The organism is Ruminobacter sp. RM87, assembly GCF_000701925.1.
GTDB lineage: Bacteria > Pseudomonadota > Gammaproteobacteria > Enterobacterales > Succinivibrionaceae > Ruminobacter > Ruminobacter amylophilus.
Genome location: NZ_JNKD01000003.1, coordinates 1 through 26741, shown reverse-complemented (window position 1 = coordinate 26741; position 26741 = coordinate 1). Strand labels below are relative to the sequence as shown.

Annotated in this window: 23 protein-coding genes and 1 tRNA gene; 8 read left to right on the top strand and 16 right to left on the bottom strand. The window is 46.3% G+C overall.

Annotation, left to right across the window (positions count from 1 at the left end; all coding sequences use genetic code 11):
• The first annotated feature begins 51 nt into the window (after positions 1–51).
• Positions 52–633 (top strand): flavodoxin family protein, encoded by a 582-nt coding sequence (locus T489_RS0101585; protein ID WP_031578301.1) that lies wholly within the window; start codon positions 52–54, stop codon positions 631–633.
• 121 nt (positions 634–754) lie between these two features.
• Here T489_RS0101585 and T489_RS0101580 read toward each other — a convergent pair whose 3' ends face one another.
• The 6 genes from T489_RS0101580 to glnS form a co-directional block, all read right to left on the bottom strand.
• Entirely contained in the window at positions 755–4234 is a 3480-nt protein-coding gene (locus T489_RS0101580) for an MFS transporter (protein ID WP_031578300.1), read from the bottom strand.
• Positions 4235–4412: 178 nt separating this feature from the next.
• Positions 4413–4488: transfer RNA gene (locus tag T489_RS0101575), tRNA-Thr, on the bottom strand.
• Between the two features lie 108 nt (positions 4489–4596).
• Positions 4597–5697: an outer membrane protein assembly factor BamC gene (bamC, locus tag T489_RS0101570; protein WP_198020388.1), complete on the bottom strand. Its 1101-nt coding sequence runs from the start codon at positions 5695–5697 to the stop codon at positions 4597–4599.
• A gap of 242 nt (positions 5698–5939) precedes the next feature.
• Positions 5940–6362: a hypothetical protein gene (locus T489_RS0101565; protein ID WP_031578298.1), complete on the bottom strand. Its 423-nt coding sequence runs from the start codon at positions 6360–6362 to the stop codon at positions 5940–5942.
• A gap of 138 nt (positions 6363–6500) precedes the next feature.
• Complete coding sequence (locus tag T489_RS0101560) at positions 6501–6968, bottom strand: hypothetical protein (RefSeq protein WP_031578297.1); 468 nt, start codon at positions 6966–6968, stop codon at positions 6501–6503.
• 36 nt (positions 6969–7004) lie between these two features.
• Positions 7005–8672, bottom strand: coding sequence for a glutamine--tRNA ligase (gene glnS, locus T489_RS0101555; RefSeq protein ID WP_031578296.1), 1668 nt, complete (start codon positions 8670–8672; stop codon positions 7005–7007).
• Positions 8673–9546: 874 nt separating this feature from the next.
• Between glnS and maoP the strand changes: the two genes are divergently transcribed.
• The 3 genes from maoP (at position 9547) to T489_RS0101535 (ending at position 13157) form a co-directional block, all read left to right on the top strand.
• Positions 9547–9873 carry a MaoP family protein gene (gene maoP, locus T489_RS0101545; RefSeq protein WP_031578295.1) on the top strand — a complete coding sequence of 109 codons (327 nt, stop codon included), beginning with the start codon at positions 9547–9549 and terminating at the stop codon, positions 9871–9873.
• A 143-nt stretch (positions 9874–10016) separates the two neighbouring features.
• Entirely contained in the window at positions 10017–11345 is a 1329-nt protein-coding gene (gene argA, locus T489_RS0101540) for an amino-acid N-acetyltransferase (protein ID WP_031578294.1), read from the top strand.
• A 195-nt stretch (positions 11346–11540) separates the two neighbouring features.
• Entirely contained in the window at positions 11541–13157 is a 1617-nt protein-coding gene (locus tag T489_RS0101535) for a DHH family phosphoesterase (RefSeq protein ID WP_031578293.1), read from the top strand.
• Positions 13158–13310: 153 nt separating this feature from the next.
• Here T489_RS0101535 and T489_RS13990 read toward each other — a convergent pair whose 3' ends face one another.
• The gene (locus T489_RS13990) at positions 13311–14186 is read right to left on the bottom strand and encodes an AraC family transcriptional regulator (RefSeq protein ID WP_031578292.1); all 876 of its coding nucleotides are present in this window, start codon (positions 14184–14186) and stop codon (positions 13311–13313) included.
• A gap of 140 nt (positions 14187–14326) precedes the next feature.
• On the opposite strand from T489_RS13990, the gene T489_RS0101525 reads away from it, so the two are divergent.
• From T489_RS0101525 to T489_RS0101515, 3 genes are all read left to right on the top strand, one after another.
• The gene (locus T489_RS0101525; RefSeq protein ID WP_031578291.1) at positions 14327–16078 is read left to right on the top strand and encodes a glycoside hydrolase family 13 protein; all 1752 of its coding nucleotides are present in this window, start codon (positions 14327–14329) and stop codon (positions 16076–16078) included.
• Positions 16079–16385: 307 nt separating this feature from the next.
• The gene (locus T489_RS0101520) at positions 16386–16691 is read left to right on the top strand and encodes a DUF6506 family protein (protein WP_031578290.1); all 306 of its coding nucleotides are present in this window, start codon (positions 16386–16388) and stop codon (positions 16689–16691) included.
• Positions 16692–16708: 17 nt separating this feature from the next.
• The gene (locus T489_RS0101515) at positions 16709–17461 is read left to right on the top strand and encodes an AraC family transcriptional regulator (protein ID WP_031578289.1); all 753 of its coding nucleotides are present in this window, start codon (positions 16709–16711) and stop codon (positions 17459–17461) included.
• Between the two features lie 160 nt (positions 17462–17621).
• Here T489_RS0101515 and asnS read toward each other — a convergent pair whose 3' ends face one another.
• From asnS to T489_RS0101500, 3 genes are all read right to left on the bottom strand, one after another.
• The gene (asnS, locus tag T489_RS0101510) at positions 17622–19022 is read right to left on the bottom strand and encodes an asparagine--tRNA ligase (protein WP_031578288.1); all 1401 of its coding nucleotides are present in this window, start codon (positions 19020–19022) and stop codon (positions 17622–17624) included.
• A gap of 118 nt (positions 19023–19140) precedes the next feature.
• Positions 19141–19698: a hypothetical protein gene (locus tag T489_RS0101505; RefSeq protein ID WP_031578287.1), complete on the bottom strand. Its 558-nt coding sequence runs from the start codon at positions 19696–19698 to the stop codon at positions 19141–19143.
• A 157-nt stretch (positions 19699–19855) separates the two neighbouring features.
• The gene (locus tag T489_RS0101500) at positions 19856–20311 is read right to left on the bottom strand and encodes a hypothetical protein (protein ID WP_031578286.1); all 456 of its coding nucleotides are present in this window, start codon (positions 20309–20311) and stop codon (positions 19856–19858) included.
• Between the two features lie 106 nt (positions 20312–20417).
• On the opposite strand from T489_RS0101500, the gene T489_RS0101495 reads away from it, so the two are divergent.
• Positions 20418–20921 (top strand): NUDIX hydrolase, encoded by a 504-nt coding sequence (locus tag T489_RS0101495; protein WP_031578285.1) that lies wholly within the window; start codon positions 20418–20420, stop codon positions 20919–20921.
• Positions 20922–20968: 47 nt separating this feature from the next.
• Here the strand turns inward: T489_RS0101495 and corA are convergent, their stop codons facing one another.
• The 6 genes from corA to T489_RS0101460 form a co-directional block, all read right to left on the bottom strand.
• The gene (gene corA / locus T489_RS0101490) at positions 20969–21922 is read right to left on the bottom strand and encodes a magnesium/cobalt transporter CorA (RefSeq protein ID WP_031578284.1); all 954 of its coding nucleotides are present in this window, start codon (positions 21920–21922) and stop codon (positions 20969–20971) included.
• Positions 21923–22108: 186 nt separating this feature from the next.
• Positions 22109–23482 (bottom strand): adenylosuccinate lyase, encoded by a 1374-nt coding sequence (gene purB, locus T489_RS0101480; protein ID WP_031578283.1) that lies wholly within the window; start codon positions 23480–23482, stop codon positions 22109–22111.
• Between the two features lie 41 nt (positions 23483–23523).
• Entirely contained in the window at positions 23524–24156 is a 633-nt protein-coding gene (locus T489_RS0101475; protein WP_031578282.1) for a DUF489 family protein, read from the bottom strand.
• 9 nt (positions 24157–24165) lie between these two features.
• A complete protein-coding gene (mnmA, locus tag T489_RS0101470; protein ID WP_031578281.1) occupies positions 24166–25257 on the bottom strand; it encodes a tRNA 2-thiouridine(34) synthase MnmA in 1092 nt (363 codons plus the stop codon).
• A gap of 86 nt (positions 25258–25343) precedes the next feature.
• On the bottom strand, positions 25344–25805 hold the full coding sequence (locus T489_RS0101465; protein ID WP_031578280.1) for an NUDIX domain-containing protein: 462 nt from the start codon (positions 25803–25805) through the stop codon (positions 25344–25346).
• Between the two features lie 260 nt (positions 25806–26065).
• Positions 26066–26560: an NUDIX domain-containing protein gene (locus tag T489_RS0101460; RefSeq protein ID WP_051621698.1), complete on the bottom strand. Its 495-nt coding sequence runs from the start codon at positions 26558–26560 to the stop codon at positions 26066–26068.
• Positions 26561–26741 lie beyond the last annotated feature (181 nt).

Sequence of the window (26741 nt, the reverse complement as noted above, 5' to 3'; positions counted from 1 at the left end):
ATTCCGGCTTAAGATATCAGGGCCGGGCGTCACTGACATCAGGAGAGAATTATGAAAGTTGTAATGATTAATGGCAGCAGACGTGAACACGGCTGTACATATACTGCACTTACAGAAATGTCCAAGGTTTTTAAGGCTGAAGGCATTGATACCGAAATCTTTTTCGTGGGCACCAGAGCCGTGAAGGGGGAAATTAACGATCTGGTTAAGGAAATTGCCGAGGCCGTGAAGACTGCTGACGGTCTGGTCATTGGTTCTCCTGTATACTATGCTTCTCCGACAGGAGAGGTTATCGCACTTCTTGACCGCCTGTGGGGAGCTGCCGGAGCCGATCTGCGCTTCAAGCCTGCCGCAGCCATAACCTCTGCCAGAAGAGCAGGCACCAGTGCCACCCTTGATGTTATCAACAAGTATTTCCAGTTCAATCAGATGCCGATAGTATCCTCAAACTACTGGAACATGGTACACGGCTCTTTACCTGAAGATGTGTTCAGGGATGAGGAAGGCGTTCAGATTATGCAGATTCTTGCCTCCAACATGTCATGGCTTATCAAGAGCATTGCCGCAGGTAAGAAGGCCGGTGTCAAGCAGCCTCAGGATGTGGAAAAGATTCATACCAGCTTCATCAGATAAGACCTGCCGGAACATCTTTTAAATTCCGGTGCCTTTTTTAGGTAATGAAAAACAAACCCCCGCATGTAGTAGTATGTGCGGGGGGGGGATTGTTCTCTTAAGATCACGGAGAGGTGCGGTGTTAGGCCTCTTCTCCGATGAGCTTCAGGGCTTCGCTCTTAACCTTCAGATAATCAATCTTGCCGGTACCGTTAAGAGGAATGCTTTCAACAACCTGGATATACTTAGGTATGGCCAGTTCACTGATTCCCTGTGACTTGAAGTATTCCTTGATTTCAGAACGGCTGGCTTCGCCTCCGGCGATAAAGAGCATCAGCTGTTCACCCTTCTTGGCGTCCGGTACTGCAACCACTGCCAGAGGATTGTCAGGGTACATCTTGTTAAGGGCGGTTTCCACCTGGGTAAGTGATACCATTTCACCTGCAATCTTGGCAAATCTCTTGGCTCTGCCCTGAATGTGGATGAAGTTGTTTTCATCAATGGTGGCGATATCGCCGGTGTCATACCACTTGTCTGCAGGAGGATCTATTACCCCCGGATTGTCGGCTCTGAGGTAACCCAGCATTACGTTGTCGCCTCTTACCCATAAACGGCCGCCTTCGCTGATTCCCGGAATAGGTTCAAGTCTGGTTTCAATACCAGGAAGCGGGCAGCCTGCAGTATTGCGCTTGTAGTGCATGTTGGTGTTAACCGAAATAACCGGAGCGGTTTCGGTGGCACCGTAACCTTCAAGGATGCGGATACCGAACTTGTCGTTCCACAGGTTGACGGTTTCCTCCTTAAGCTTTTCACCGCCTGATACCACGAATCTTACGGCATACATGTCATAAGGGTGAGCATATTCAGCATATCCCCTTAAGAAGGTATCGGTACCGAAAATAGCGGTGGAGTTTGTATCGTACACCAGTAAAGGCACGTTCTTGTAATGCAGAGGTGACGGATACATGAATACCTTCATGCCGGTAATCAGCGGCAGCAGGGTACCGGCTGTCAGACCGAAGGAGTGGAACATCGGCATGGAGTTGAATACGGAATCCAGCATGCTGAACGGAAGCACAGCCTGCAGCTGAACAATATTGGTTTCAATATTGCGGTGGCTGAGTACCACGCCCTTAGGCAGACCTTCGGAACCTGAGGTGAAGAGGATGACTGCAGGCGCGTCTGAGTTCTTCTGACCTCCGCAGAGCTTCTGATATGATCTGTACGGTTTCAGGAGAGAGAAGAGTGCGGATACCTTGGTGAAGGTACTGATTTTTCCCTGCAGATCTTCAAGGTACTTAACGGTGATGCCGCTTTCGGCAAGAGCATCGGTAAGAGCTGAGAAGCCGCCTTTTTCAATAAAGGTTCTGGAGGTGTAGACAACTCTGAGAGGAACAGCACCGCAGCAGGCCACAAGATTTTTGGCACCGGTGGAGAAGTTGAGCATGCAAGGAATCTTGCCGCAGGCCTGGAGTGCCATGAAGGTTACCACGCCGGCTGCGGAGTTCGGCAGCAGAAGACCCACGTAGTTCTCGTTTTCACTGTTTTTGAAGTAGGAGCCGAGAGCCATGGATTTTACAAACAGACTCTTTGAGGTAATCGGTTTGCGGTTGTGGTCTTCAAGAATCTTCTTGGAGGTGCTGAGGGTTTTACAGGTGTCAATGAATGAACCGAAAAGGGTATTGTTGGTCATGATGCTGGCTTCAACCTTCATGCGTGCCATGAGGTTGTACATCAGATCTGAAGCCTTCTGGGCTCTGGCCTTACCTGTATACTGTTCGGAAACTGAGAATCTGATGGCAGGCATAACCTTCACCAGAATGCGTGAACGCGGCTTGTGACGGAACTTGCTTCCGAAATATGAGAATGAGGAGTACTGGCTGCCTTCAATGATTACCGGTAGAATTTCGGCATCAGCCTTGTCGGCGATTACGGCGGTACCTGAATATATCTTCATCAGGGTACCGGTGGTGGTGATGCGTCCTTCAGGGAAAATGGCAGGAATGTTGCCGTTGTCTATTTCCTTGATAAGACTTCTGATGGCCATAGGATTGGTACTGTCGATAGGGTAGTACTTGGCCATAGAAAGCAGAGGCTTGAAATACCACCTGCTGGCGATGCCGGTATCCACCGCATATGAGATGTTGTCATGCAGGTAGGTCCACAGCAGCACACCGTCAAGGAATGAGGTGTGGTTGGCAATGATGAGGGTTCTTTTGCCTTCTCTTGATTTGAAGTTTTCCAGACCTTCACATCTTGCGTGGTAAACAATTTCGAGAACCTTTCTTACGGCTGCTCTGACCATCGGTACAGGCAGAATGCCCACGGTAAGCAGGGCGCCGACGAGACATACGAAGGCGATGATGGCAGACATCAGGGACAGACCGTTCTGGGCTCCGAACACTGCGGTGCAGGCAATGCCGATTACGGAGCTGATTACACTGAACAGAGCCGCGGTGATGTTGTTGGCAGACATGATTCTGGTACGTATTTCATCAGGAGACTTTTCCTGAAGATAGGAGGTGACCGGAACAATGAACATGGCTGCGAAGAAGGTGATGAGGAAGATGGTAACCAGCATGTTGATGCCGCTGAATGATGACAGGTATGAGGTTACGAAATCAACTCCCTGACCGAAGGTGTCAATCTTGTCAGAACCGTATTCCAGCGGAGACTGGAAGAACAGCACGAAGGTGAAGTAAATCATCAGAATGGCTTCTATTACCGCACTGACTGGCAGGAAGGCATTGATTGATTCCTCTTTGTATACCTTTGAGGCTACGGCCGCGCCGGCACCGATACCGAGGCAGAACGGTCCCAGAAAGAGCGGACTGAGAATTTCCTTGCCCAGACCGTTAACGAAGATGTTGTTGGCAATCTGACTGAGCTGAATCATGAAGGTAACGGTTACGCACCATGCACCGGCAAGTCCCAGCAGTGAAAGATATACCTGCTTTGAGTGACGGGCATACTTCAGGTTGCTCCAGGTTGACTGAATGAACATCTTGTGGACAACGGTACTGGCGTCAGCAGGTTCCTGAGATGCAATGTTCTTGGCGGCAATGAAGCCTAAAGATGACAGCAGAATCAGAATCACAGGGAAGTAGACGTTGATTGAGGCACCAGCAATGATACCGGCAATGGTTCCCGCAAACTTGGTGATGTATGAACCGGATTCAAGGGCGGAATTCGCGGTTATCAGCTTATCCTTTCCGGTAATGAACGGCACGATACTGAGTCTTATCGGGGTGAAGAATGAAGCTTCCACACCGGTAAGGAACATGCCGAGGAGCATGCCGGCTTCAGATGAATTGAAATATGAAACGGCAATGATGACGGCGATGCATATTTCAAATATCTTAAGATTGCGGAGAAGTTTGGCCTTGTCGTATTTGTCTGACAGTTCACCTGCAAGTGCGGAGAACAGAAATACCGGAATCATGAACAGACCGGAGGCAAGGTATACCAGAGTCTGTGAATGTTCAGGAGTATTCAGCAGGGCATAGGTTACAAACGCAAGAAAGCCAGCCTGAATAAATGAATCGTTGAAAGCTCCGAGTAATTTTACCGAAAAAAACGATAGAAATGACTTGTTTGAAGTGAGTTTTACTGAATTATCCATAATATACACAACCTAACATGCAGTTTAATGCTGCTTAATTAAATGTTTTTATTATAATCTTGATCAGTTTATTTTAATTTTTCTAATACACATATGACATTTACATTCAGCTTTAGTTCATATAAGGTTAAAAAAATGTAAAAACGATACTGTCAGAGGAAGGAATGAGAGAGGAAAGTGGTGCCACTTACGGGGTTCGAACCTGCGACCTATTGTTTACGAAACAATTGCTCTACCAGCTGAGCTAAAGTGGCACTTTGAGAAAAGAAATTCCGCAGACGGAATTTTTCAGGTGAGGATGACGGCGTCAGTCGTCAGCAGCCCATCCGTATTTCAGAATGGGCGCATTTTACCACAAAAAATTACTTGTGATTACTAGTTTTTCTATGTTTTATGAACTGATTGTTAAGAGAGATGGAAAAACCGCTGTACATTCTGGCTACGGCTCCGGCATTTACCGGCTGATTGTTCTTGTCGTAGAGAGTAATGGTTGATTTTTCATCATATACACCGATCTTGAAGGTGTATTTGCCTGAATCGATAGCCCACGGTTCGGTATCGTGAGCTTCCCAGTCTTCAGGATCCAGTTCGGAGTAGTCGATTTTTATTTCACCGGCGGTTGATGAGTATTCCTTGATCTTGATGTCGTAATCCGCCATCAGCTCGGTGAGTACGGCATAGGTTTCATCAAACGGAGCATTGACCATCCAGCACGGAAGCTCGTTGTTGTCACGGCCGATGGTGATTTCCAGATCCCTGTCTTTGTTGGCGTGGATGTTAAGCTGCTGCTGATGGTATGACTGCATGAGTCTGTTGGCCATCAGGGCTGAGAATCTTGCAGGTTCAAAACGGTTGAGACCGGTGCTGAGTTCCTCGCCGTCCGGACGTTCGATGATGTTGTCGGTAATCTGTACGGCCACGCCCGGAATGTTGCGGCTGTTTCTTATCATGCGGAACAGATACTTCTGTCTGTAGATAAGGGCGTTTTCCGCCATGTCATAAGTGTTGTACGGGGTGGCGAACTCGGTACCTTCATACCAGTCTGTCTGAACGAAATTACTTACGGGATCGATGTTTTCGATATCGATGTTGTTCATGTTCAGGAATCTGACCAGAACATTGAACAGCTCGTTCGGTGTCATGGTGTTGCCGTATTCGTCAGGATAGAACCAGACCTGTGACAGGTCGCCGTCGTTGAATGTTACGACATTAGGATCCAGCGGAATGAGCTTCTGAGGCGGACGGATGTCCACGTATTTGCCCAGTATGGCTGCACGGGAGTCCTTTATCGGCTTTGCGGGAATGTCGAATTCCCTTGAAAAATTCGGATGAGTCAGCTCGGCCGGTATCCTCAGCGGTTCGGAGGTATCAATCGTATCCAGATATTTGAAGCTGTTGTTGGCGGTTCTTACATCTTTGTTAACCTTGCCTGATGTACAGCCGCAGAGGGCTGCTAGTATCAAAATGCTGCATCCGTTGAGAATGCTGAATAATGTTCTGTTCACTGCCGATCTCGGTTTTTCTGTAATGAATTCCAAAAATAAAAACAGATGTTATCGTACTAGATTCACTGAATTTTTACAAGTGAGAGACTTCGTAAAAGAGAGCAGGAGGTGAAAGGAATCGGGCGCCGGGGGATTTCAGCGGATAAAAAATACGATGAAGTCCCCGGGGACTTCACCGTATCCTGAATCATACAGAAGTATTATCTGCGACAGGCGTTGGCATCATCAGGTAAAGCAACGTCGCCTTCCTGCTGAGCCTGACCGAGAAATTCATGATACTTTCTGGTTAAGTCATCGTTGCTGAAAGTGGCTTCGTAGATCTTTCTGCTTACGCGCATCATGTGAGGCTTCTGGTCACGTGAATAAACCTGAGCCAGACACTGCTGAGCACCCATGAACTGCTTGTTGGTTGCAATAACCTGTTCTCTGTTCTGGGTATCAGTGTTAAGAATGGTTTCAAGACTGTCGGCGTACTGGGCAAGAGCCTTCTTCTGTAAAGAATCAAGCTTGCTGTCGTTTAACAGTGATTCTACATCTGAATTGTAGGCAAGAGCGGAAGATGACAGAGCCATTCCGGCAGCTACAATAACTGAGCCGAGAACTGATTTACTGAAAAAGTTCATAATATTCCTCGCTAAATAGATTTATGAATTCAACCGTCATTTACGGTTGGTTGATAATTATTCCAGTATCTTCCAATTTTACTCTTAACGATACCAAAAAAACAAAAACCAGGTCACAATGGCGGCTGATTTTCAGCCTTACTGCTTGCTGAGGTATGCGGCGAGGTTGTCGATAACCTTGTCAAATACTGACTTGATGGCATCGCATTCTTCGTCGCCTTCGTAAACCTGAGAGCCCGGACCGATTTCACCGTTTTCGTTCTGGTATGAAACTTCAATGTGGGTGAAGCTCATTTCAATTTCCAGTTCACCGAGCACAATGTTACATCTGAAGGTGATGTATCTGGTACCTTCGGCTGGATCGTAGTCAGGATCCTTCATTCTCTTAACGAATGAGAAAACGCCTTCTTCCTTGTTTTCGTTGATGATACCTTCCGGACGCACACCAACCCTGAGCCAATGACGTGTACGCGGATAAACCTGAATGAACACGTCTCCTTTAGGTGAGCGGCGACTTAAATCAACTTCAAATTCGTTGGAAGTATTATCTTCGCTGGCGAAGTCCTGGGCTGAGACTTCAGTATCGTATAATTCTTCGTTGCTCATAAAATCCTCTTTTTTTAAATAAATTAAAACGGTTGGTTACGCGGTGGCCTTCTGGGAGTCTTCCTTCAGAGCCACGGTAAGGTTAAATACTTTCTTGTCCGCGGTGGAGTATCTGCTGTCCACGCAGAAGTAGCCTGTTCTTTCAAACTGGAAAGCTTCCATGGCCTCTGCTTCCTGCAGGGCAGGTTCGATGTAGGCCTTTTCAATGATTCTGAGTGAGTTTTCATTGATGGTTGACAGGAAGTCTTCAGCGGCCCCCGGATTAGGAACCTTGAACAGACGTTCATAAAGTCTGATTTCGGCGGTCTTGCCGTGGGTTGCGCTTACCCAGTGGATTACTCCCTTAGGCTTGTGGCCTTCAACATCCTGACCGAGTGATTCAGGAATGTAGGTGCAGTGTACGCAGGTCACGTTGCCGTTTTCATCTTCCTCACAGCTTTCAGCCTTGATGATGTAGCCGTAACGTAAACGAACTTCCTTATCAAGTGACAGGCGCTTGAACTTTTTGTTGCCTTCCTTTCTGAAGTCTTCGGCTTCGATGAAGAGTTCACGGGTGAAAGGAACCTTTCTTGAACCGAGTTCAGGCTTTAACGGATGGTTCTGGGCATCAAGCTCTTCAACCTGTCCTTCAGGATAGTTGTCGATAACAAGCTTGAGCGGATTGAGCACGGCCATGCGACGCTGAGCGTGTTCGTTCAGGTCTTCTCTGATGCATGATTCAAGTGCTGAAAATTCAACGGTGTTGTCCTGCTTGGTAACGCCGATGCGACGGCAGAATTCTCTGATTGAGGCAGGAGTGTAGCCTCTTCTGCGCAGACCGGAAATGGTGGTCATGCGAGGATCGTCCCATCCGTCAACAATCTGTTCCTTGACCAGAGTGTTCAGTTTTCTCTTTGAGGTGATGGCGTATTCCAGATTCAGACGGCTGAATTCGTACTGATGAGGGTGATGTTCAATGGTGATGTGTTCGAGAACCCAGTCGTAGAGACGGCGGTTGTCCTGGAATTCCAGGGTACAGATGGAGTGGGTAATGCCTTCGAGCGCGTCTGAAATACAGTGGGTGAAGTCGTACATAGGGTAGATGCACCACTTGTCACCGGTCTGATGGTGAGAAGCGAACTTGATACGGTAGATTACAGGGTCTCTCATGCAGATGAATGATGAGGCCATGTCAATCTTGGCGCGGAGACATGCTTTTCCTTCCTCGAATTCACCGTTCTTCATCTTTTCGAAGAGAGTCAGGTTTTCTTCAACGGTTCTGTCTCTGTACGGACTGTTTCTGCCTGGAGCGGTAAGGGTTCCTCTGTATTCCCTTATTTCATCAGGACTGAGTTCGTCAACGTAGGCGAGCCCCTTCTGAATGAGTTCGATGGCATAGCCGTAGAGCTTGTCGAAATAGTTTGATGAATACTTAGGTTCGCCGTTCCACTTGAAACCTAGCCAGTTAACGTCTTTCTTGATTGAGTCGACGTATTCAACTTCTTCCTTTGACGGATTGGTATCGTCAAAGCGGAGGTTGCATAAGCCGTTGTAATCACGGGCAATGCCAAAGTTTAAGCAAATTGATTTGGCATGACCGATGTGCAGATATCCGTTCGGTTCCGGCGGGAATCTGGTAACGATGGTGTCATATTTCTTTGCTGCCAAATCTTCATCAATAATCTGAGTAATAAAGTTTGAAGTATGGATTGCCTCTTCTGTCATACCTAACCTCTAGGGTAATACCTTTTTTTAGTCTTGTTACTTAACGTCAGTAAAATTCTTCTGTTTCCGGACCGTCATCCTGCGGAAGCGATCCGTCGTATTCTGCCGCACTCTCCGGTGCCGGGCTTTCAATTCGGGCTGATCCCTCACCACTATACACATGGTGCGGTATCCGAATCAATGCTGTCATGACAGTAATCAGACCTTGATTTCATAAATGCCTGAAATACGTCAGGGCAGTAACGCGTTCCATTACAAAATATTTTTTAGAAGTCCGGTTTTCCCGAAAAAACAGAAAAAACGAAACCTAACTGATTTCTTCCGGAAAATCAGCTGTTTTCGAACTGCTAAAAAATAACCGCTGATCGCGGTACGGTTCATAAATGTCCTTTCAGCCGCTGCTTCAGGGAATATAATGCGCTTCCGAACCGATTAAAAGCTAATTATATGATACATGCAAGCCTATAAGCAAAAAAAAGTTTATCTTTTATGGTTCATGTCGGCAAACCGAGTGCGCGTCTTCGGGACGTCCCGCATGCCGGGAGTTTTCTGAAGAAACGAAAAATACCGTGAATCGGAGAGATTTCCGTGTCTTTTCAAGGCTCCGTACAGGGCTTTTGCATCAGCCGCAAATCAGAGCGACGCGCCGGCGTCGGACGGCATGCTCCGAACCTTTACCGGCATGTGCGGTTTACTTGAAACTCAACCCGATAGATACTATAATTACGGCCATGACATTGAAGAAGGATTACGACTACTTCGTAAAGTGTTCTGAAATTAGTGTTTTGGGTTGAAAAGCCCGCATAAGTTCCTGTTATTTGTTGTATTTAAAGATAACATGAAAACCTTAGTAAGATAGATAGAGAGTAATACTATGAGTTTTGAATCAGATAAGTCTTTTAATGATTTCGTTCATTTCCCTCGCGGAATCCGTCGCAGCGGTCTTTTTTCAATCAAGGAATCTGATCTTCTGGAAGAATGCGGTGATGCCATGATGGAACTTTATCAGGGCGTTCGCAAGCCAAAGGATGATGCTGAAAAGACTTTCGTTGAACAGATTAAGGGTGAAGCAGTTATTACTGATTTAAATGCCAAGGTATTTAAGAAGTATCTTTACGAAATCAGCCCTAAGAAGTCTCATAACCTTACCACCAGCACTGATGATGACGGTTATGATTCATCCGAAGAATCAATTGATTAATTTCAAGATTTTATTTTTTCGTTGGCACTCCGGTATACAACAGGTATAGAGTCCGCCGAAACCTGTAAGACAGGTCGCGGGACGTATCATATCTGGTATCGGTTTGTTTTTTTTCTGATATATAACATATAGAGAAACAGTAAATGCATCGTAATTCTGACGAAAAACTTGTTCAGGCTTTCAGACACTGTGGCCCGTATTTAAAGCACCATCGCGGTTCTACATTCGTAATAATGATTCCCGGGGCTACCGTGGCAAGTTCTCACCTTGAGGACATCATCGGTGATATCGCTCTCCTGCAGAGCCTTGATATCAAACTTGTTCTGGTTTTCGGAGCCAGGGAACAGATTGATGCCGCTCTCGATAAAAATCAGATTAAAGCCAAATTCTACAAGCGCATACGTATCGCCGACGACGAAACCTTTGAGGTAATCAAGAGAGTATGCGGACAGATGCAGATTGATCTGACCTCCAAGCTCTCAATGGGCCTTATCAACACCCCGATGCAGGGGAGCCGTCTGAATGTAATCAGCGGCAACTTCGTAACCAGCAGACCAATCGGTGTTGTTGACGGCATCGACTATATGCACAGCGGTATCATCAGACGTGTTGACGCCGACAATATCCTCCGTGAAATCAACAATCACTCAATCGTTCTCATTTCACCTGTGGGCTATTCCGTTACCGGTGAATGCTTCAGCGTGAACAGTGAAGAGGTTGCCGCCAAGGTGGCCGTTGCCATCAAGGCCAACAAGCTCATTACCTTCTGTTCAAACGACGAGCTTCTGGTTAATGAAAAGGGTGACGTTATCGCGGAAATGTTCCCTGATGAAGCTCAGAAGTATCTGGAACAGATCGATGCGGATGTTCACAACAGTACCTACAGATATCTCAAGGCATCCATCTACAGCTGCAACGGCGGGGTGGAAAGATGTCATCTGGTTTCCCATGAACAGGACGGCGCCATCATTCAGGAACTCTTCACCAGAGACGGTATCGGTACCCAGATCGTTAAGCAGAGTGCCGAACAGGTAAGTCAGGCAACCATCAATGATATTCCTTCTCTGATGGAACTCATCAGACCTCTGGAACAGGAAGGCATTCTTGTTCACAGACCTCGTGAACAGTTGGAAATGGAAATCGAAAACTATGTCGTAATCAAGCGTGACGGCATGGTTATAGCCTCCGCTGCTCTCTACAGCTATGAGGAAAAGATGGGCGAACTGGCATGCGTGGCCATTCATCCTGACTACAGAGGTTCTTCAAGAGGCGACATCCTCATCAACAAGATTGAGGAACTTGCCCGCAGCAAGGGACTCAAGCAACTGTTCGTTCTCACAACCAAGTCTGCTCATTTCTTCCTTGAAAAGGGCTTTGTACCTGGAACAATTGAAGATCTTCCTGCAAAGAAGAGAGAACATTACAACTATCAGCGTATGTCCAAGATTCTGTTCAGACAGATTAAGGACTGATTTCAGGGGAATGACGGCATTTACTGCCGTTATCAGGAAAAGTGGTGGATTCCGACAGGAATCTCACCATTTTTTTTGAAAAATAACCTGGTGTTAACCTAAATATGAAATGGATTTCAAGGATTATATTAGACTTATGTAGTACCATTCACGCATAGGATATGTCTGAGATAAACAATAAGAAAAAATTCTGCAATGGCCACGATAAAGATAATTGATTCACTGACTCAGTTTCTGTCTCGTAAAAAAATAACCATCCAGTGTCATAACTTCCCGGATGCCGATACCATAGGCGCCGGTTTCGCGCTGTGGAGGTATTTTACTGATCACGGAATTGATACCCGCCTGGTTTACGGCGGTTCACACGTTATTTCAAAAAGCAATCTGTGCATGTTTGTGGACAGACTGCACATACCGATTGAACATGTTGCCGATGACTTCAGGGCTGATGGTCTGCTGATAACAGTGGACTGTCAGTACTACAGCTCCAATATCGAACATATTGAAGCTGACGAGGTTCTGATGATTGACCACCACAGACAGGGCGAGAATATTGAAAAGATTACAGGCTCCGACATCAGATGCTTCTCCTGCATCAAGGAACAGTACGGAAGCTGTGCCTCCGTGGTCTATCAGCTGTTCCAGAAGTCAAACTACAGCATGAGTCTTCAGACCTCTACGGCGCTTTACTATGGCCTCTACATGGATACCAACGAGTTTTCGGAAGTAAGACATCCTGCGGATCGTGAAGCCCGTGATGAACTGGTTTTTGATGACCGCACCTTTACTCTTCTCAAAAATTCAAACTTAAGTCCCGAGGAGCTCAGACAGGCCGGAGCCTCACTGCAGAACTACGATTCCAGAGGAAGACTCGCGGTTATCGAGTCCGTACAGTGTGATCCCAATGTTCTGGGAATGATTGCGGATATGATGATAAGAGTGGAGAACATAACCACTGCCATAGTATTCAACAGACTCAGCGGCAGTGACTATGATCCGGAACATTCAGAGATCTACAAGTTTTCCGTAAGAACCTGTGTCGGCGAGGTGAGAGCCAATGAACTGGCGGAGCTGATTGTGGCTCCGAGAGTGAATTCTGTCCGTATAGGCGGCGGTGGCGGTCACCGTCTGAAAGCAGGCGGCAGGGTAAGCGTTGAACTGTTTGCCAGATACCTTGAGGAAACAGGTTCTGATTTTACATTCAATGATTACCTGTATCAGGTTTTTGAGGAATATTCATCTGCCGCCAAGATCATCTACTCCGATAACTACGATCTGAACGAGCTGCTGCCTTATGCCGAAAGGTATGAGGAAACGGAATACGTGATGGGATACGTATGCAGTACGGAAATCGCTGAAGAGGGCAGACATCTGCTTATCCGCAGCAGATTCGGTGACGTCAGGGAAAAGGTCAGTCCGGATCTGTACATAATGGTAAACGGACGCGGTGACGTGGTTACCGTACCCCGCAAGGAATTCAGCCAGCGTTACTGTGACTGTGCCGGTCCGCTGAACATGGTTGAGTTCTCCAAATATGATGAGCCTAGAATAGTTATAGATCAGAGTGGCAGAAAGTTTTATCTCAAGGATAAGCTTCACTGCTGTACCTTCAGACAGCCTCAGTATGTGTGGGTGGTGCCTATTGAAAGACTCGGCCGTCCTGTCAAGCTGGTTGATTCCAAATGGGCAAGTTCTGACTTCAGATTCGGTAACATCAGTGATTATCTGATTATCAATGAAAAGAATCCTTCAGAAATAACCATCTCGGATCCCGGCAGATTCAGAGCCGTGTACAAGAAGACAGTCAGATAGATAAAAATGCAGAAACTTGCTAAGGTTAAAGTCCTCATCATTGATGAATTAGTTTAGGTATTTAGGAAAAACAGGTTATACAAAAACTTGGAAGGCTGTCATCACGGTCAGTTTTGGAGATAAATCACAAGGAGGATTATTCCAGGCGCATCGTCAGCGCATTATCTTTCTGTATTCACTCGGTGTTACTGAATAATGTCTGATGAACATTCTCGTAAAATATGACTGGTTGTAGAAGCCGCAGCTGTTGGCAATGTCTATGATGCGGTCATCGGTGTCCTTTAGCATCTGGGAAGCCTTGCTGAGTCTGTGGTCTATGAGAAAATCATTAAAGGTTTTACCGGTTGTTTTCTTAAAGAGTTTCATGAAATGACTGTCCGAGAGACAGCATTCTCCGGCAACGGATGATATGGAAATCTTCTGTTCGTAATGATTTATGACCGCATTTATGGCAGGTTTTATCTTGGAGAAATCCACGCGGTATTCGGTTGCCGTTCTGTCGTTTCTTACGGTATTACGGCTCAGTATCTGAAAGACGAGATACAGACATCCGAGAACCCCCATCTGAAAGTCCGTGTAGCTTTTTTTACGGTTTTCTATAAGCTCACTGAGAACCGGCATCAGCCTGACATTAAGAGGAGTGTCCTTCTTTATGATTTCCGGAAAAATCAGTCTTTCCGCCTCAATGTCTTCGATTATGCCGAGATTCTCAGGATCGAGAATCCGGTTTTTTACAAGATTTGTGTTAAACAGAATGGAAAAGAAGCTTGCGCCTTCGTCACGATACTGCTCCACACAGTGGGGATATCTGCGGTTGGCAATCAGAATGTCTCCGGCCGAGGCTGTGATTTTTCTGTTGCATATGGTAAAGAGTGCAGTGCCTTCGGTGATGACGGTGATTTCCACTTCGTCATGCCAGTGAAGCGGAAAACTCTTCATCCATAGAGGAATTATGGTGTGGTAAATGGAGTAGGAGAAATCATCCTTTCCGTGCTTTTTGCTTTCATGTATCAGTCTGACATTATTCATGTAAAAAGCTCCCGTAACGGAATGGTCTGCCATTAAGAATAATAGGATTGTGTTAAATTGTAAATAGAATCATTAAAGATTTTCTTTCTGAAGATTCTTAAACTAGTTCCATTGAATAACAGTCCAAAGGAGCTAATGTCATGATGTATGAAGGAATCAGTCATAAATGCGGTTACAACGACTGCTACTCTCTTAATGAAACGGATTTGAGAATCCGGCTTCATGCAAACCGCAGCGTGGTGAAGGCGGTTCTGGTTCATGAAGATCCGTATATCAACGGAATATCCGGTTTTTCCGCATGGGACGGACATCCTGCTGAGATGAAACTGACCGCGGAACTTGCTCATGAAATCATTTATTCCGTGACGGTGAAGCCTGTGTACAGACGCCTGCAGTATTATTTTCTGCTGACTTTCGATGACGGTACCGTAAAATGTTTCCTGGAAGACGGTTTTTACGATCCGTCATTCATACACCGAGACGAGTTCGCCAAACATTTCTTTAAGTTTGCCTGGATGAACGATTCCGACATCTGCAATCCTCCTGAATGGGTGGCGGATACCGTGTGGTATCAGATATTTCCGGACCGTTTCTCAAGGTCTGAGGACGGCAGTAAAGGCAGATTCAGGGACTGGGACGTCATTACCGGTATCGACCATAAGAGTCTCTACGGAGGCAACGTCAGGGGCGTGTCCGAAAGATTTGAGTATCTGGCCTCCCTCGGTATTACCGGCATTTACTTTAATCCGATATTCAGGAGCGGAACCAATCACCGTTACGATACCGCTGATTACGAAGAGCTTGATCCGGCATTCGGTACCAATGAGGAATTTGCCGCACTGGTGAAAAAGGCTCATGACATGGGCTTTAAGATCATGATTGATGCAGTGTTCAATCATTCCGGACCGGAGTTTTTCGCCTGGAGGGACGTACTTAAAAACGGACGTAATTCCAGATACTTTGACTGGTATTACGTTAATGACGACGACTTTGCCGGAAAGAAGGGCAACACCATGGACGGACGTTATTATTCATTTGCCTTCGTGGCCGAAATGCCAAAGCTTAATACCAATAATCCTGAGGTTGTGGATTACTTTACCGGCATCTGCAAAAAATGGATTGCGGAATTTGACATCGACGGCATCAGATTCGACGTTGGTAATGAGATTTCACACAGCTTCATAAAGCATCTTCACCGTGAGCTTAAAAAGGTCAGACCGGATATTTTCCTTCTGGGAGAAATCTGGACCGATTCAGCTCCTTATCTTGACGGTGATGAATACGATTCCGTCATGAATTATCCGTTCATGCAGAGCATCGGCAATTTCTTTCTTGACGGCAGTCTGAATGCCGGGGATTTCAGGTACAGAATTGATTACTGCTATTCACTGTATAAGGAACAGGTAAATCGAGTTCTTTTTAATCTTCTGGACAGCCATGATGTGGCAAGAATCATCAACAGGACAGGATCCTACGATGAATTCATTCAGCAGATGACTATTCTCATGACTATGCCGGGATCTCCGTGTATTTATTACGGTACCGAGATAGCTCTTGAAGGTGCGGACGATCCGTATAACCGCCGACCGATGCCGTGGAAGGACATTGAATCCGGAAAATACGAACACATAACGGAGGAGGTAAAGGAACTTATCGCCCTGCGTAAATCAGAAGGCTTTAAGGGAAAAGGCGGACTTTTCTGGGAAGAATCCGACGGTTCAAGACTTATCCGTTACTCAAGAGGAGAGGGCGGACGTTACCGGGTCTGCATAAACGCCAACGATTATGACGTAGACCCTGTCGTTAAGGGAGATGTGCTGTTTGCACATGGTTATGAAGACGGCAGACTCAAAAAGGGAGGTGTTCTGGTTACCGTGATTAAGGAGAAGTAATCAACAGCGATCCGGACACCTGAAAGGTTACCGCCGTGTCCGATATCCTGTAAGATTTGCACATCTGAGGTAAAGACTGTTCAATCCTTGGTTTTTGGCCGTTGCGCCCTCGGAGCAGGAGTCGTGACGGCAGTTTTTTTACCTGTGGATAAATTTTTACGCTATCTGAGTACCTCCTTTCGGCATCCCGGTGAATAACAGGTCGCTCCGGAATATTTTTTCACAGGTCATTTTTTTGAAATACGGCTGCTGACCCGGTATATAAAATGATACGTGCAGTTTGGATTTTTTTATTAAGGAGATTATTATGAAAGTGGAAGCTGCATTTATTTTCGTTGCTCCGAAGACCGACAGAAGCGTGCATAAGTGCGATATAGATACCGAGATTCTCAACCTGCACGTGGTCGGTGTGGGCAGTTATGCCGAAGGTGTTGAAGTCGCCAGGGAACTTGTGGAAAACGGCGTTAAGGTTATTGAACTGTGTGCGGGATTCGGTAACGAGGGCGTTGCCATGATAACCCGGGCGGTTCATGGAAAGGCTAAAGTAGGAGCCGTTAAATTCGACTGTCATCCGGGACTTGATTTTAAGAGCGGTGACGAACTTTTTGCTTAAATTTCAAAGAGGCATTAATGAAGAACCTGTTAACAATCGTAAAACACGGCGACTGTGAGCTCATTCGCGGGCATGGTCAGGCATCACTGCCGGAACATACCCACAAAAGCTTTACCATGGTTCTTTTTACCGCAGGATGCCTCTTCGTTTCAGTTAACGGTGCGCGCCGTAAAGTCAAAGCGGGTACCGTCATTGTTCTGCCTCCGGACAATTCCATTTCACTCTCTGCCTGTGATGTCTATGATTATTTATCACTGTCCGTTCATGACAAAATGTGCGTAAGAATCATGTCATATCTTTCTGAATCACCGTGCGTTTTTACGGATTCGGGAATAATAAACGCTATTCTGGCTGATTTTGACGCAGTCGCCAGTGAAGAGGACTTTATCGACAGACTGGGGATTTTTCTACAGCGCTATTCTCCTGCCGGTAACGGTGCGAGGAGTGTGGCTGAGGTTGTGAAAAAAGCCCGTGAATATATCGAAGAACACATTACTGACGGCATTTCCGTTGCTGATGTGGCTTTAGGTCTGGACGTTACGAGCTCCTATCTTGCCAGGGTTTTTAAAAAATTCATGAAGATTACTCCGAAACAGTATCTTATTCAGTGCCGTCTCAGGGAGGCGAAGAGGAAGATGGAGAATGACGTGCGCGATGCCGATATCGCCTATGAGACAGGTTTTGCCTCCCAGAGTCATCTCTGCACCGTTTTTAAAAAGTACATGGGGATTTCAGTCGGGGACTATAAGGGCCTGATTCATAAAAAGTAGGAGGCTTCCGGTCATTTCCGAACACTTGAAATTCCACGTGTTTTTTAATTACGGCGAATATTCTTTAAGAATGTAATTATTGTCAGGAGTTTAAAACAAAAAGTACAAACCCCCGGTCATGATGTCATGGCCGGGGGTTTTGACTGTGGATAACCGATTATTAGAAATCAGCGTTGTTTACGGTACGTGGGAACGGAATAACGTCACGTACGTTACCCATCCCGGTTACGTATACAACCAGACGTTCGAAACCGAGACCGAAACCTGAGTGGGTTACGCTGCCGTAACGGCGGAGGTCTCTGTACCACCAGTAGTTCTTAGGATCGAGGTTGAGTTCGGCAAGTCTTCTGTCGAGAACTTCGATTCTTTCTTCTCTCTGTGAACCGCCGATGATTTCACCGATTCCCGGAGCAAGCACATCCATTGCGGCTACGGTCTTGCCGTCATCGTTAAGTCTCATGTAGAAGGCCTTGATGTCCTTAGGATAGTTCTTAACAACTACAGGAGCCTTGAAGTGTTCTTCAGCAAGGTAGCGTTCGTGTTCTGACTGAAGGTCAACCCCCCATTCAACAGGGTATTCAAACTTCTTGCCGCAGTTCTTCAGAATTTCGATGGCGTCGGTGTAGTCAACCTGAGCAAAGTCTGAAGATACGAACTTTTCAAGTCTGTTGATGGCATCCTTGTCTACGCGTTCTGCAAAGAATTCCATATCGTCACGTCTTTCGGTGAGTACTGCCTTGAATACGTACTTAAGCATTCTTTCAGCAAGAGCTGCATTGTCGTTGAGGTCATAGAAGGCAACTTCAGGTTCAACCATCCAGAATTCAGCCAGGTGACGGGTGGTATTGGAGTTTTCAGCTCTGAAGGTAGGTCCGAAGGTGTATACCTTTGACATTGAGGAAGCGATGGTTTCAGCGTTCAGCTGACCTGAAACGGTCAGGAATGCTTCCTTGCCGAAGAAGTCCTGTGAATAGTCAACCTTGCCGTCTGCAGTCTTTGGAGGGTTGTTCATGTCCAGAGTGGTGATGCGGAACATTTCGCCGGCACCTTCACAGTCTGAAGCAGTGATTAGCGGAGTTGAAATCCAGATGAATCCTTCTTCGTTGAAGAATCTGTGGATAGCCTGAGCCAGACAGTTTCTCACACGCATAACCGCACCCATGATGTTGGTTCTGGTTCTCAGGTGAGCATTTTCACGCAGGAATTCAACAGTGTGTCTCTTGGCGCTCATAGGATAGGTATCAGGATCTTCAACCAGACCGCATACTTCAACTGCAGTAGCCTGAATTTCGAACTGCTGGCCCTTACCCTGTGATTCTACAATCTTGCCGTCAGCTACAACGGAACAGCCGGTGGTCAGATGTAAAATACCGTCTTCATAGTTGCTTAAGGTATTTGGAGCAACAACCTGAATAGGATTAAAGCAAGAACCATCATGTACAGCTAAAAATGAAAAACCTGCTTTTGAGTCACGTCTGGTTCTGATCCAACCGCGAACGCGAACTTCGGTACCAACTTCATATGAACCTTTTAAAATGCTGTCAACTGAAGCAATAATCATTATAAAACCTCTCACGAACTGGTAATGTTTAAAGAACCAGTAGTTAAGTATCAATTAATTAAATAAAAACCCCTCTGATCTTATTCTTAAAAGTCCAAAAAGGCAACCTAAAAATAAATCAGGATTTCTTTGTCAGATTTGAAGTATCAAGACCGTCACGACAGAATCTGAGATCAACGTAATATGCCCTGCCCGTATAACATCTTGAAGGCTGATAGAGCACCGGAAGGGCATTGATCCCCAGCTCCTTGATGGCGGTAAGAAGAGGGGCGTGAATCTCTTCGGTGAATTTTATCGGCTCACTGCCGTTTTCAGGAGTGAATTCCAGATCTATAAAGGTATGACTGCCTGTTTCATGCTCGGTCACCCTGATGATTCTGGCTGCGGTGCAGTCCCATCTCAGGAATCTGTTGTAATCCCTGGCATAGGCGAAATAGCACTTCCCCGCCATGAAGAGCAGAATCGCGGCCATGGCTTCGAGAAGAACAAAATAATTCTGAACAAAGGCAATGTACTGTTTGAAAACGAGAAGCAGTATGCAGATGCCTCCGCATATGGCATACATCCAGGCGAATTTGATGATTCCGCGATTGGCTTCCGGTCTTCTGTATGATGTCAGGTCCAGATTGATCGGGGCTTCCGGATTAGGCGTGTAGGTAATCAGCTTGTTTTCCACAGGGGGATCCTTTTAACTGTTATGCGGTAAACGGTGCCGTGAACAGACGGCGGGCCGTTTCCGTGAAATTGTTCCGTAAAACGTTATTTTTTCTGTTCGGATTCGGACGTAACCGTAGATCATGAGGCGGTTCGTCCGGGATTAGAAACAGAAGGAATTAGTAGAGAATTCCCTCGCCGGAAGTGGTTACGGGGATAACGTCATCGTCATCATAAACTACGGTACCTTCAATTCTGTAGGTTCTGTCAAGCATGGTGTTGAGCAGTGTTGATGATGCGTTAGGACTGTGTACGACATCAGGTTCGAATTTTGCGGTATGGCATTTTCTGGAGTTGGCCTTGACTTCTTTGTCGTAGTCAATTTCCTTCATGTCGATTTCCATGCCGTTTACAAAGAGAATCAGCATCAGTCGTTCAACATCAACTCCGCGATCAAGGTTGTTTACTATGCAGAAGTTGGCATTAACCACGGGAGCTGTTTTGTTGCTGATGTCCGCGGTTACTTCCTTGTATTCAAGATGTGGCAGTTTGGTCTGATATTCTGATAGGTTGCTGCAGGCTGTAAGAAGTGATGCCGCGGCAATAACTGTAAATTTCTTATAAAGGCTAATCATTTGACTTGTTCCAGTAAACTTTGTGTTGGTATATTATATAACACTTGTCGGATATCACAAAAATTATTGTGTGATTGAATAAAAGATTGCCAGCAGGAGATTTTCCATGGAAGAAATGGTGCCGGTTGTTGACGAAAACAATCAGATTACGGAAATAGTTCCGCGTTCCGTAATGCGTCGCAATGAAATGCCTCACAGAGCCTCATATATCGTTCTCGGAGACGGTGAGGGACGTTTTTACATAGAAAAGCGAACCATGATAAAGGACTACTGTCCGGGGATGCTCGACGCCTGTATCGGCGGGGTGGTTCAGGCGGGAGAGGATGACATTGTCCTTAGCGCCAGAAGGGAGCTTATGGAGGAACTCGGCGTTGATACCGGGCTTAAGTATCTCGGCTGGAAGAAGCTGCAGCATAAACCGTCAACCTTTACCTGGGCCGGCGTGTTCTACGGAGAATACAAAGGAAAAATAGTGATGCAGGAAAGCGAGGTTGATGACGTGCTGATGCTTACGGCGGAAGAAGTCTCATCAAGAGCCGGTGAATTCACTCCCGATTCACTTATAGCCTTCAGATTCGTGCAGGAACGGCTGAGAGAAGGAAAGATTTAGATTTCCGGAGTAAGACAGCCTGTCTCAGGCTGTCTTTACTGACCGGATTATAGCCACTTCTTGCGTCTGAAGAAGAGGTAGGTGATGGTGGCTGAAAGAATCATCATGATAATGGAAATCGGGTAGCCGTATTTCCAGTCAAGTTCAGGCATGGTGTTGAAGTTCATGCCGTATACGCTTGCAATCCAGGTCGGAGGCATGAACACTACCGCCGCCACGGAGAAGATTTTGATAATCTTGTTCTGCTTGTGGTTGGTGTATGACATCGCTGTCTGCAGCTGGAAGTTGATCTTGTCGAACATGAACTGAGTGTGCGGAAGCAGGGACTCGATATCCTGAAGGATATTGTCAATGGTTTCGAACTGCTGTGAGGTCAGACGTCCGGTTATGGATTTACGCAGGAATCGCAGAGCCTTTCTGGTATCGAACAGGGCACTACGAATCTGGGAAATGGTTTCTTCCTGGAAGGTAAGTTCCTGAAGCAGATCCTGAATGGTTTCGTCATCATCAGACAGTACCTGTGAGGCGGTTTCTTCCAGAGTTTCGTAAGAGTCTTCGATGTAGTCTGACAGGGATTCAACCTTGATGTCCTGCAGTTCCAGGAAAATGTCGATGTTGTCCTTGATTTCCACGCGGTCATGCTTGAGATAATGTCTCAGCAGACGGATGATGCTTACGTCCTCTTCACGGAAAGTGATAAGCATGCTGCCGTGAATGGTGAACAGTACGTTGGCACTCTCTGTTTCACGACCTTTTCTCTGCGGGAACAGGGAGGTGATGTGAACACCGTCGGTATCGATGTAGAAACGGGATGATGATTCGATTTCGTCGATGTCATCCTCTTCCGGAACCTCTTCCTTGAAGAGGTGCTGCATCCATTCCCTTTCTTCGTCGTCAGGGTTTTTGATGTCAATCCAGATGGTGTTTTCAGGTATGGGCTTCAGAGGTTCGAGATCCTTGTAGGTCAGGGTCTGGTTATTCAGTATATATGTTCTGATCATCTCTGTCCTCCTACCTGTCTTAACTGAACTATTTTATCAAAATGTCCTGTTTTATGCAAACGGCGGTTGTCCGTTAACGGCATTCCGTCGGGCTTTGACGGGGATGCGTAAAGAGCGGAAACAGAAAACGCCGGATGTGATTTTTTCAGCATCCGGCGTCATGTTTTTATAAGCTAAGGTTCTGGCTTAGATTTCCTTTGCGAATTCAACGGCACGACCGATGTAGTTTGCCGGAGTAAGCTTTCTTAAGGATTCCTTGGCTTCTTCAGGGATTTCAAGAGTATCGATGAACTTCAGCATGATTTCCTGATTTACCTTCTGACCGCGGGTGAGAGCCTTGAGCTTTTCATAAGGCTTGTCAACACCGTATCTGCGCATTACGGTCTGATATGGTTCTGCCAGAACTTCCCAGTTGTTGTCGAGTTCGTCAAGCATGTGCTGAGTGTTGGCTTCAAGCTTGCTTACGCCTTTGAGGGTAGACTTCATGGCGATTTCGGTATAGCCGACTGCAACACCGAGGTTTCTCAGAACGGTAGAGTCGGTAAGGTCTCTCTGCCAGCGGCTTACAGGAAGCTTTGCTGCCAGGTGATTGAAGATTGCATTGGCGATGCCGATGTTGCCTTCTGAGTTTTCGAAGTCGATTGGGTTAACCTTGTGAGGCATGGTTGAAGAACCTACTTCACCGGCGATGGTACGCTGCTTGAAGGTACCGAGACAGATGTAACCCCAGATGTCACGGTCAAAGTCTAAAACGATGGTGTTGAATCTTGCGATGGCATTGAACAGTTCGGCAATGTAATCGTGAGGTTCGATCTGGATGGTGTACGGATTCCAGGTCAGACCTAGGCTTTCAACGAATTCCTGACTGAACTTCTTCCAGTCTACGTTTGGATAAGCACTTAAGTGAGCATTGTAGTTACCAACGGCACCGTTGATCTTTGCGAGAAGCTCTACAGATTCAATCTGCTTGAGCTGACGGCGGAGACGGTATACAACGTTGGCCATTTCCTTACCGAGGGTGGAAGGAGATGCCGGCTGACCGTGAGTTCTTGACATCATCGGAGCTTCTGCATAGGTGTGTGCCAGATTGGTGATGGCGTCAATGATCTGGTTGAATAAAGGAACGATAACCTGTTCTCTTGCCTTCTTGAGCATTAAGGCATGAGAGTTGTTGTTGATGTCTTCTGAAGTACAGGCAAAGTGGATGAATTCCTTAACTGCATTGATTTCAGGGAATTCGGCAGCCTTGTCCTTAAGGAAGTATTCAATAGCCTTAACATCGTGATTGGTTACGCTTTCGTGCTTCTTGATGGCCTGGGCATCGGCGAGGCTGAAGTTGTTCACAATGTTGTCGAGGAAAGCGACAGCTTCCTTGCTGAATGCAGGAACTTCGGTGATTTCAGGAGTGGCGGCTAACTTCTTTAACCATTCAACCTCAACGGTTACACGGTTATGCATTAAACCGAATTCTGAGAAAATAGCGCGAAGATCGGTACATTTTCCGGCATAACGTCCGTCAATAGGGGACACTGCGGTAAGAGTAGATAGTTCTAATTCCATTTGCTGTTATAGCTCCAGTTTATTAATGTAAAGGAATCAAGTTAAATTTGTTTCAGACGGGTGTTTGCACATTCAACCAGTCTGGCTCTTCTAAAAATGAAACTGCGACGTCTTCCGCCGGCACTGCGCCAGTGGATAACGGCTTTAATGGCGGCAAGAATAAGGGCTCTGATTTTATGCTGGATGTGCAACTGCTGCAGCATGCTCTTCCTGCCGTAAATATTAAATTTAAGAAGTCCGGTATCTGAAATTTCAGACTTGTAGATATTGGACAGATTTTCAATAAGCCCAGGATCAAGGACAGACAGATGTCTGGCTCTGGCCTGTTCTGTGTTGTCCACCAGTCTGCGGTTGAGTCTTTCGGCCACCGTTACCGACTGGGTGACTTTTCTTTCAAGACGAATGAACAGAATCACGTACTTTGCCAGCTGCAGGTATCTCTGTTCACCTGAATTTCCGCCAAAACACTGAACCAGTGAAAAATAACCTTTTTTCAGATACTGAGGCGGATAAAGCTCTTCGAGATTATCGGTACTGTCAACAGCTAACGATTTAATGAGAATGGCGGCAGCGTCCTCATCCCAGGTTCCGCAGTTTGCGAGTTCCTGAATCAGGGCACTGGCCTGACAGATTGCGGCAAAAGCCTGAGTCTGGGCAGTAATGTCGTTAGCCATAGAGTCTCCTTAAATATTCTGAAGGCGCTGTTCAATGATGCCGCCGCCGAGACATTCCTCTCCATTGTATAAAACGGCACTCTGTCCCGGAGTTACCGCAGCCACATCATGATCAAAGACAACCTTAATCTGATCGTCTCCGGTCTGCTCCGCATAGCACGGAATGTCAGGCTGGCGGTATCTTGTCTTTACGGTGTATCTTCCCGCCTTGAGCGGTTCACGGTTGGTAAAGCAGAGATTGGTTGCAATCAGTGCCTTTGACATGAGTCTCGGGTGATTGTGTCCCTGAGCCACAATGAGAACATTGTGTTCAAGGTCTTTGTCAACCACATACCACGGTTCATCAGAGCCGTCTTTTCTGCCGCCGATTCTCAGTCCCTTTCTCTGACCGAGAGTGTGGTACATCAGACCGTCATGCTTTCCGATAACCTCTCCGTCGACAGTTACGATGTCGCCTCCCTTGGCCGGAATGAATCGGCTGAGGAATTCATTGAATCTTTTTTCCCCAATAAAGCAGATTCCGGTGGAATCCTTCTTGGCTGCGGTGACAAGTCCCAGCTTGGAGGCTATTTCCCTTACCTTTGGCTTGATGATGTCGCCAACAGGAAAGAGAGACTTGCCGATCTGCTCATGGCTCAGAGTGTACAGGAAGTAGCTCTGATCCTTGTTCGGATCCGTTCCTCTGAGAAGCTTGGGCTTTTCATCAAAGGTACGCTGCACATAGTGACCGGTGGCAATGTAGTCGGCCTCCAGATCTTCCATGGCATAGTCAAGGAATGCCTTGAACTTGATTTCCTTGTTGCACAGAATGTCCGGATTCGGGGTTCTGCCGGCACTGTACTCCGACAGAAAGTTTTCAAAAACACGATCCCAGTATTCGGCTGCGAAATTTATGGTCTTAAGCTCAATGCCTATTTTTTCGCATACGGCTCTGGCATCCGCCAGATCGGCGGCAGCGGAGCAGTAAGTGTCCGTGTCGTCTTCTTCCCAGTTCTTCATGAAAAGACCGACGACATCATATCCCTGTTCTTTAAGCAGGTATGCTGATACGGAGGAATCAACCCCGCCTGACATACCGACTACTACTTTTTTTGTTGACATTTGTGATCGAAATACCAGAATTGTTGTGAAATATTTAGAAATACATCTGTAGAATTATACGACAATGCGGGCTTTATTTCAATTTGTTACGGCTTGATTGTTTTCAGAATATCAAGAGGATATCTGTTGCCGGCAAAGTAGTCGTCAAAGCAGTGTTTTACAAGTCTGGTGCGGTACTGAGGCTTGAGTTTTTCAATCTCCTCGCGGGTGTACCATCCTGCTGTCTGAATATCCTGATCCGGATCGTTGGCTGTCAGTTCTTCAGGAAGGTCATTGTTGACTGTGTAGAAGCAGAATCTCTGAATGGTTTCGTTATCCTTTACGTAGGTGTAGATGCCGCAGAGTCCCTGGGGCTCAAGATTAAGTCCGGTTTCCTCTCTCATTTCCCTCTTAACTGCGTCAATCAGGTCTTCCCTGTTTTCAAGATGTCCTGCGGGTTGTCCGTAAACAGGATAGGGTGCTTCATCGTATTCTGATACAAGAGCGTATTTACCGCGACATTCGATGATTGCCGCAACTGTTACATAAGGACGAAAACGTTCAGCCATTGTTATTTTCTCTCAGTTCGTGTTTTTGGAGTTACATGTGTTTTATGACAGTCATAATGATTAAACCGCCGGAAGGCGGTTTAATCTGCTGTCGGAAATTCTGTCCATATTCTACCAACAAAGAGAGTGTTAGTCACTTCAGATTGAACGCAATTTACTCATGACTGTTTTTCTCTGAACTTTACGGAAAAACCTGAAAGTCTGTTTCAGAAAGTCAGTAAGCCTGGAAATTCCGCCTGTTTTATGGAAAAAAGAGTAAACTACCGCGCCTTCATCTGACGGACGGAATCGGAAAGTTTGTCGTAGCTTGTTATCAGATCAACGGGATACAGACGTCCCTCATGAAAATCCCTGATGGCATCAAACACAAGTTCGGAACGCATGCTCGGAGAAATCGCCCGGCACTGTTCGTATGTCATCCAGTGATGAGCCACGATATCTCCGTCAGGATCATTTATCATCAGCTCAGGTTCACTGTCCAGCCTGAGACTGAACACGGTTCTCAGCATGGTATAGTTGTCCTGAACCAGATTGTACAGTCCCACCACTCCGTCAAAATGATCTGTTCTGATGCCTGTTTCCTCGTAAAGTTCTCTTACGGCTCCTTCAAACAGATTCTCCCAGTGTTCAATATGACCGGCCGGGGTGTTATAAACCGGATTCCCGTTACCGAGACGCTCTTCCACAATCAGGTATTTGTTATTGAAGGTAACGATGACGGCAACAACAGAGACAGGTTTGAATTTGTAGGACATGACGAAACGGCTCCTCTTTGCTGACTAATCAAAATTTTATCACAAGGAGGAAAAGAAACAAATAAAACACGGGAGATGATTAAAGAAAAAGAGATGCTTAATCCGCTGAAAACATCCCGTATCCGTGATGGACCGGTGTATGGATGACTTCCGTATTTTCGGATGCGCGTAACCTGAATTC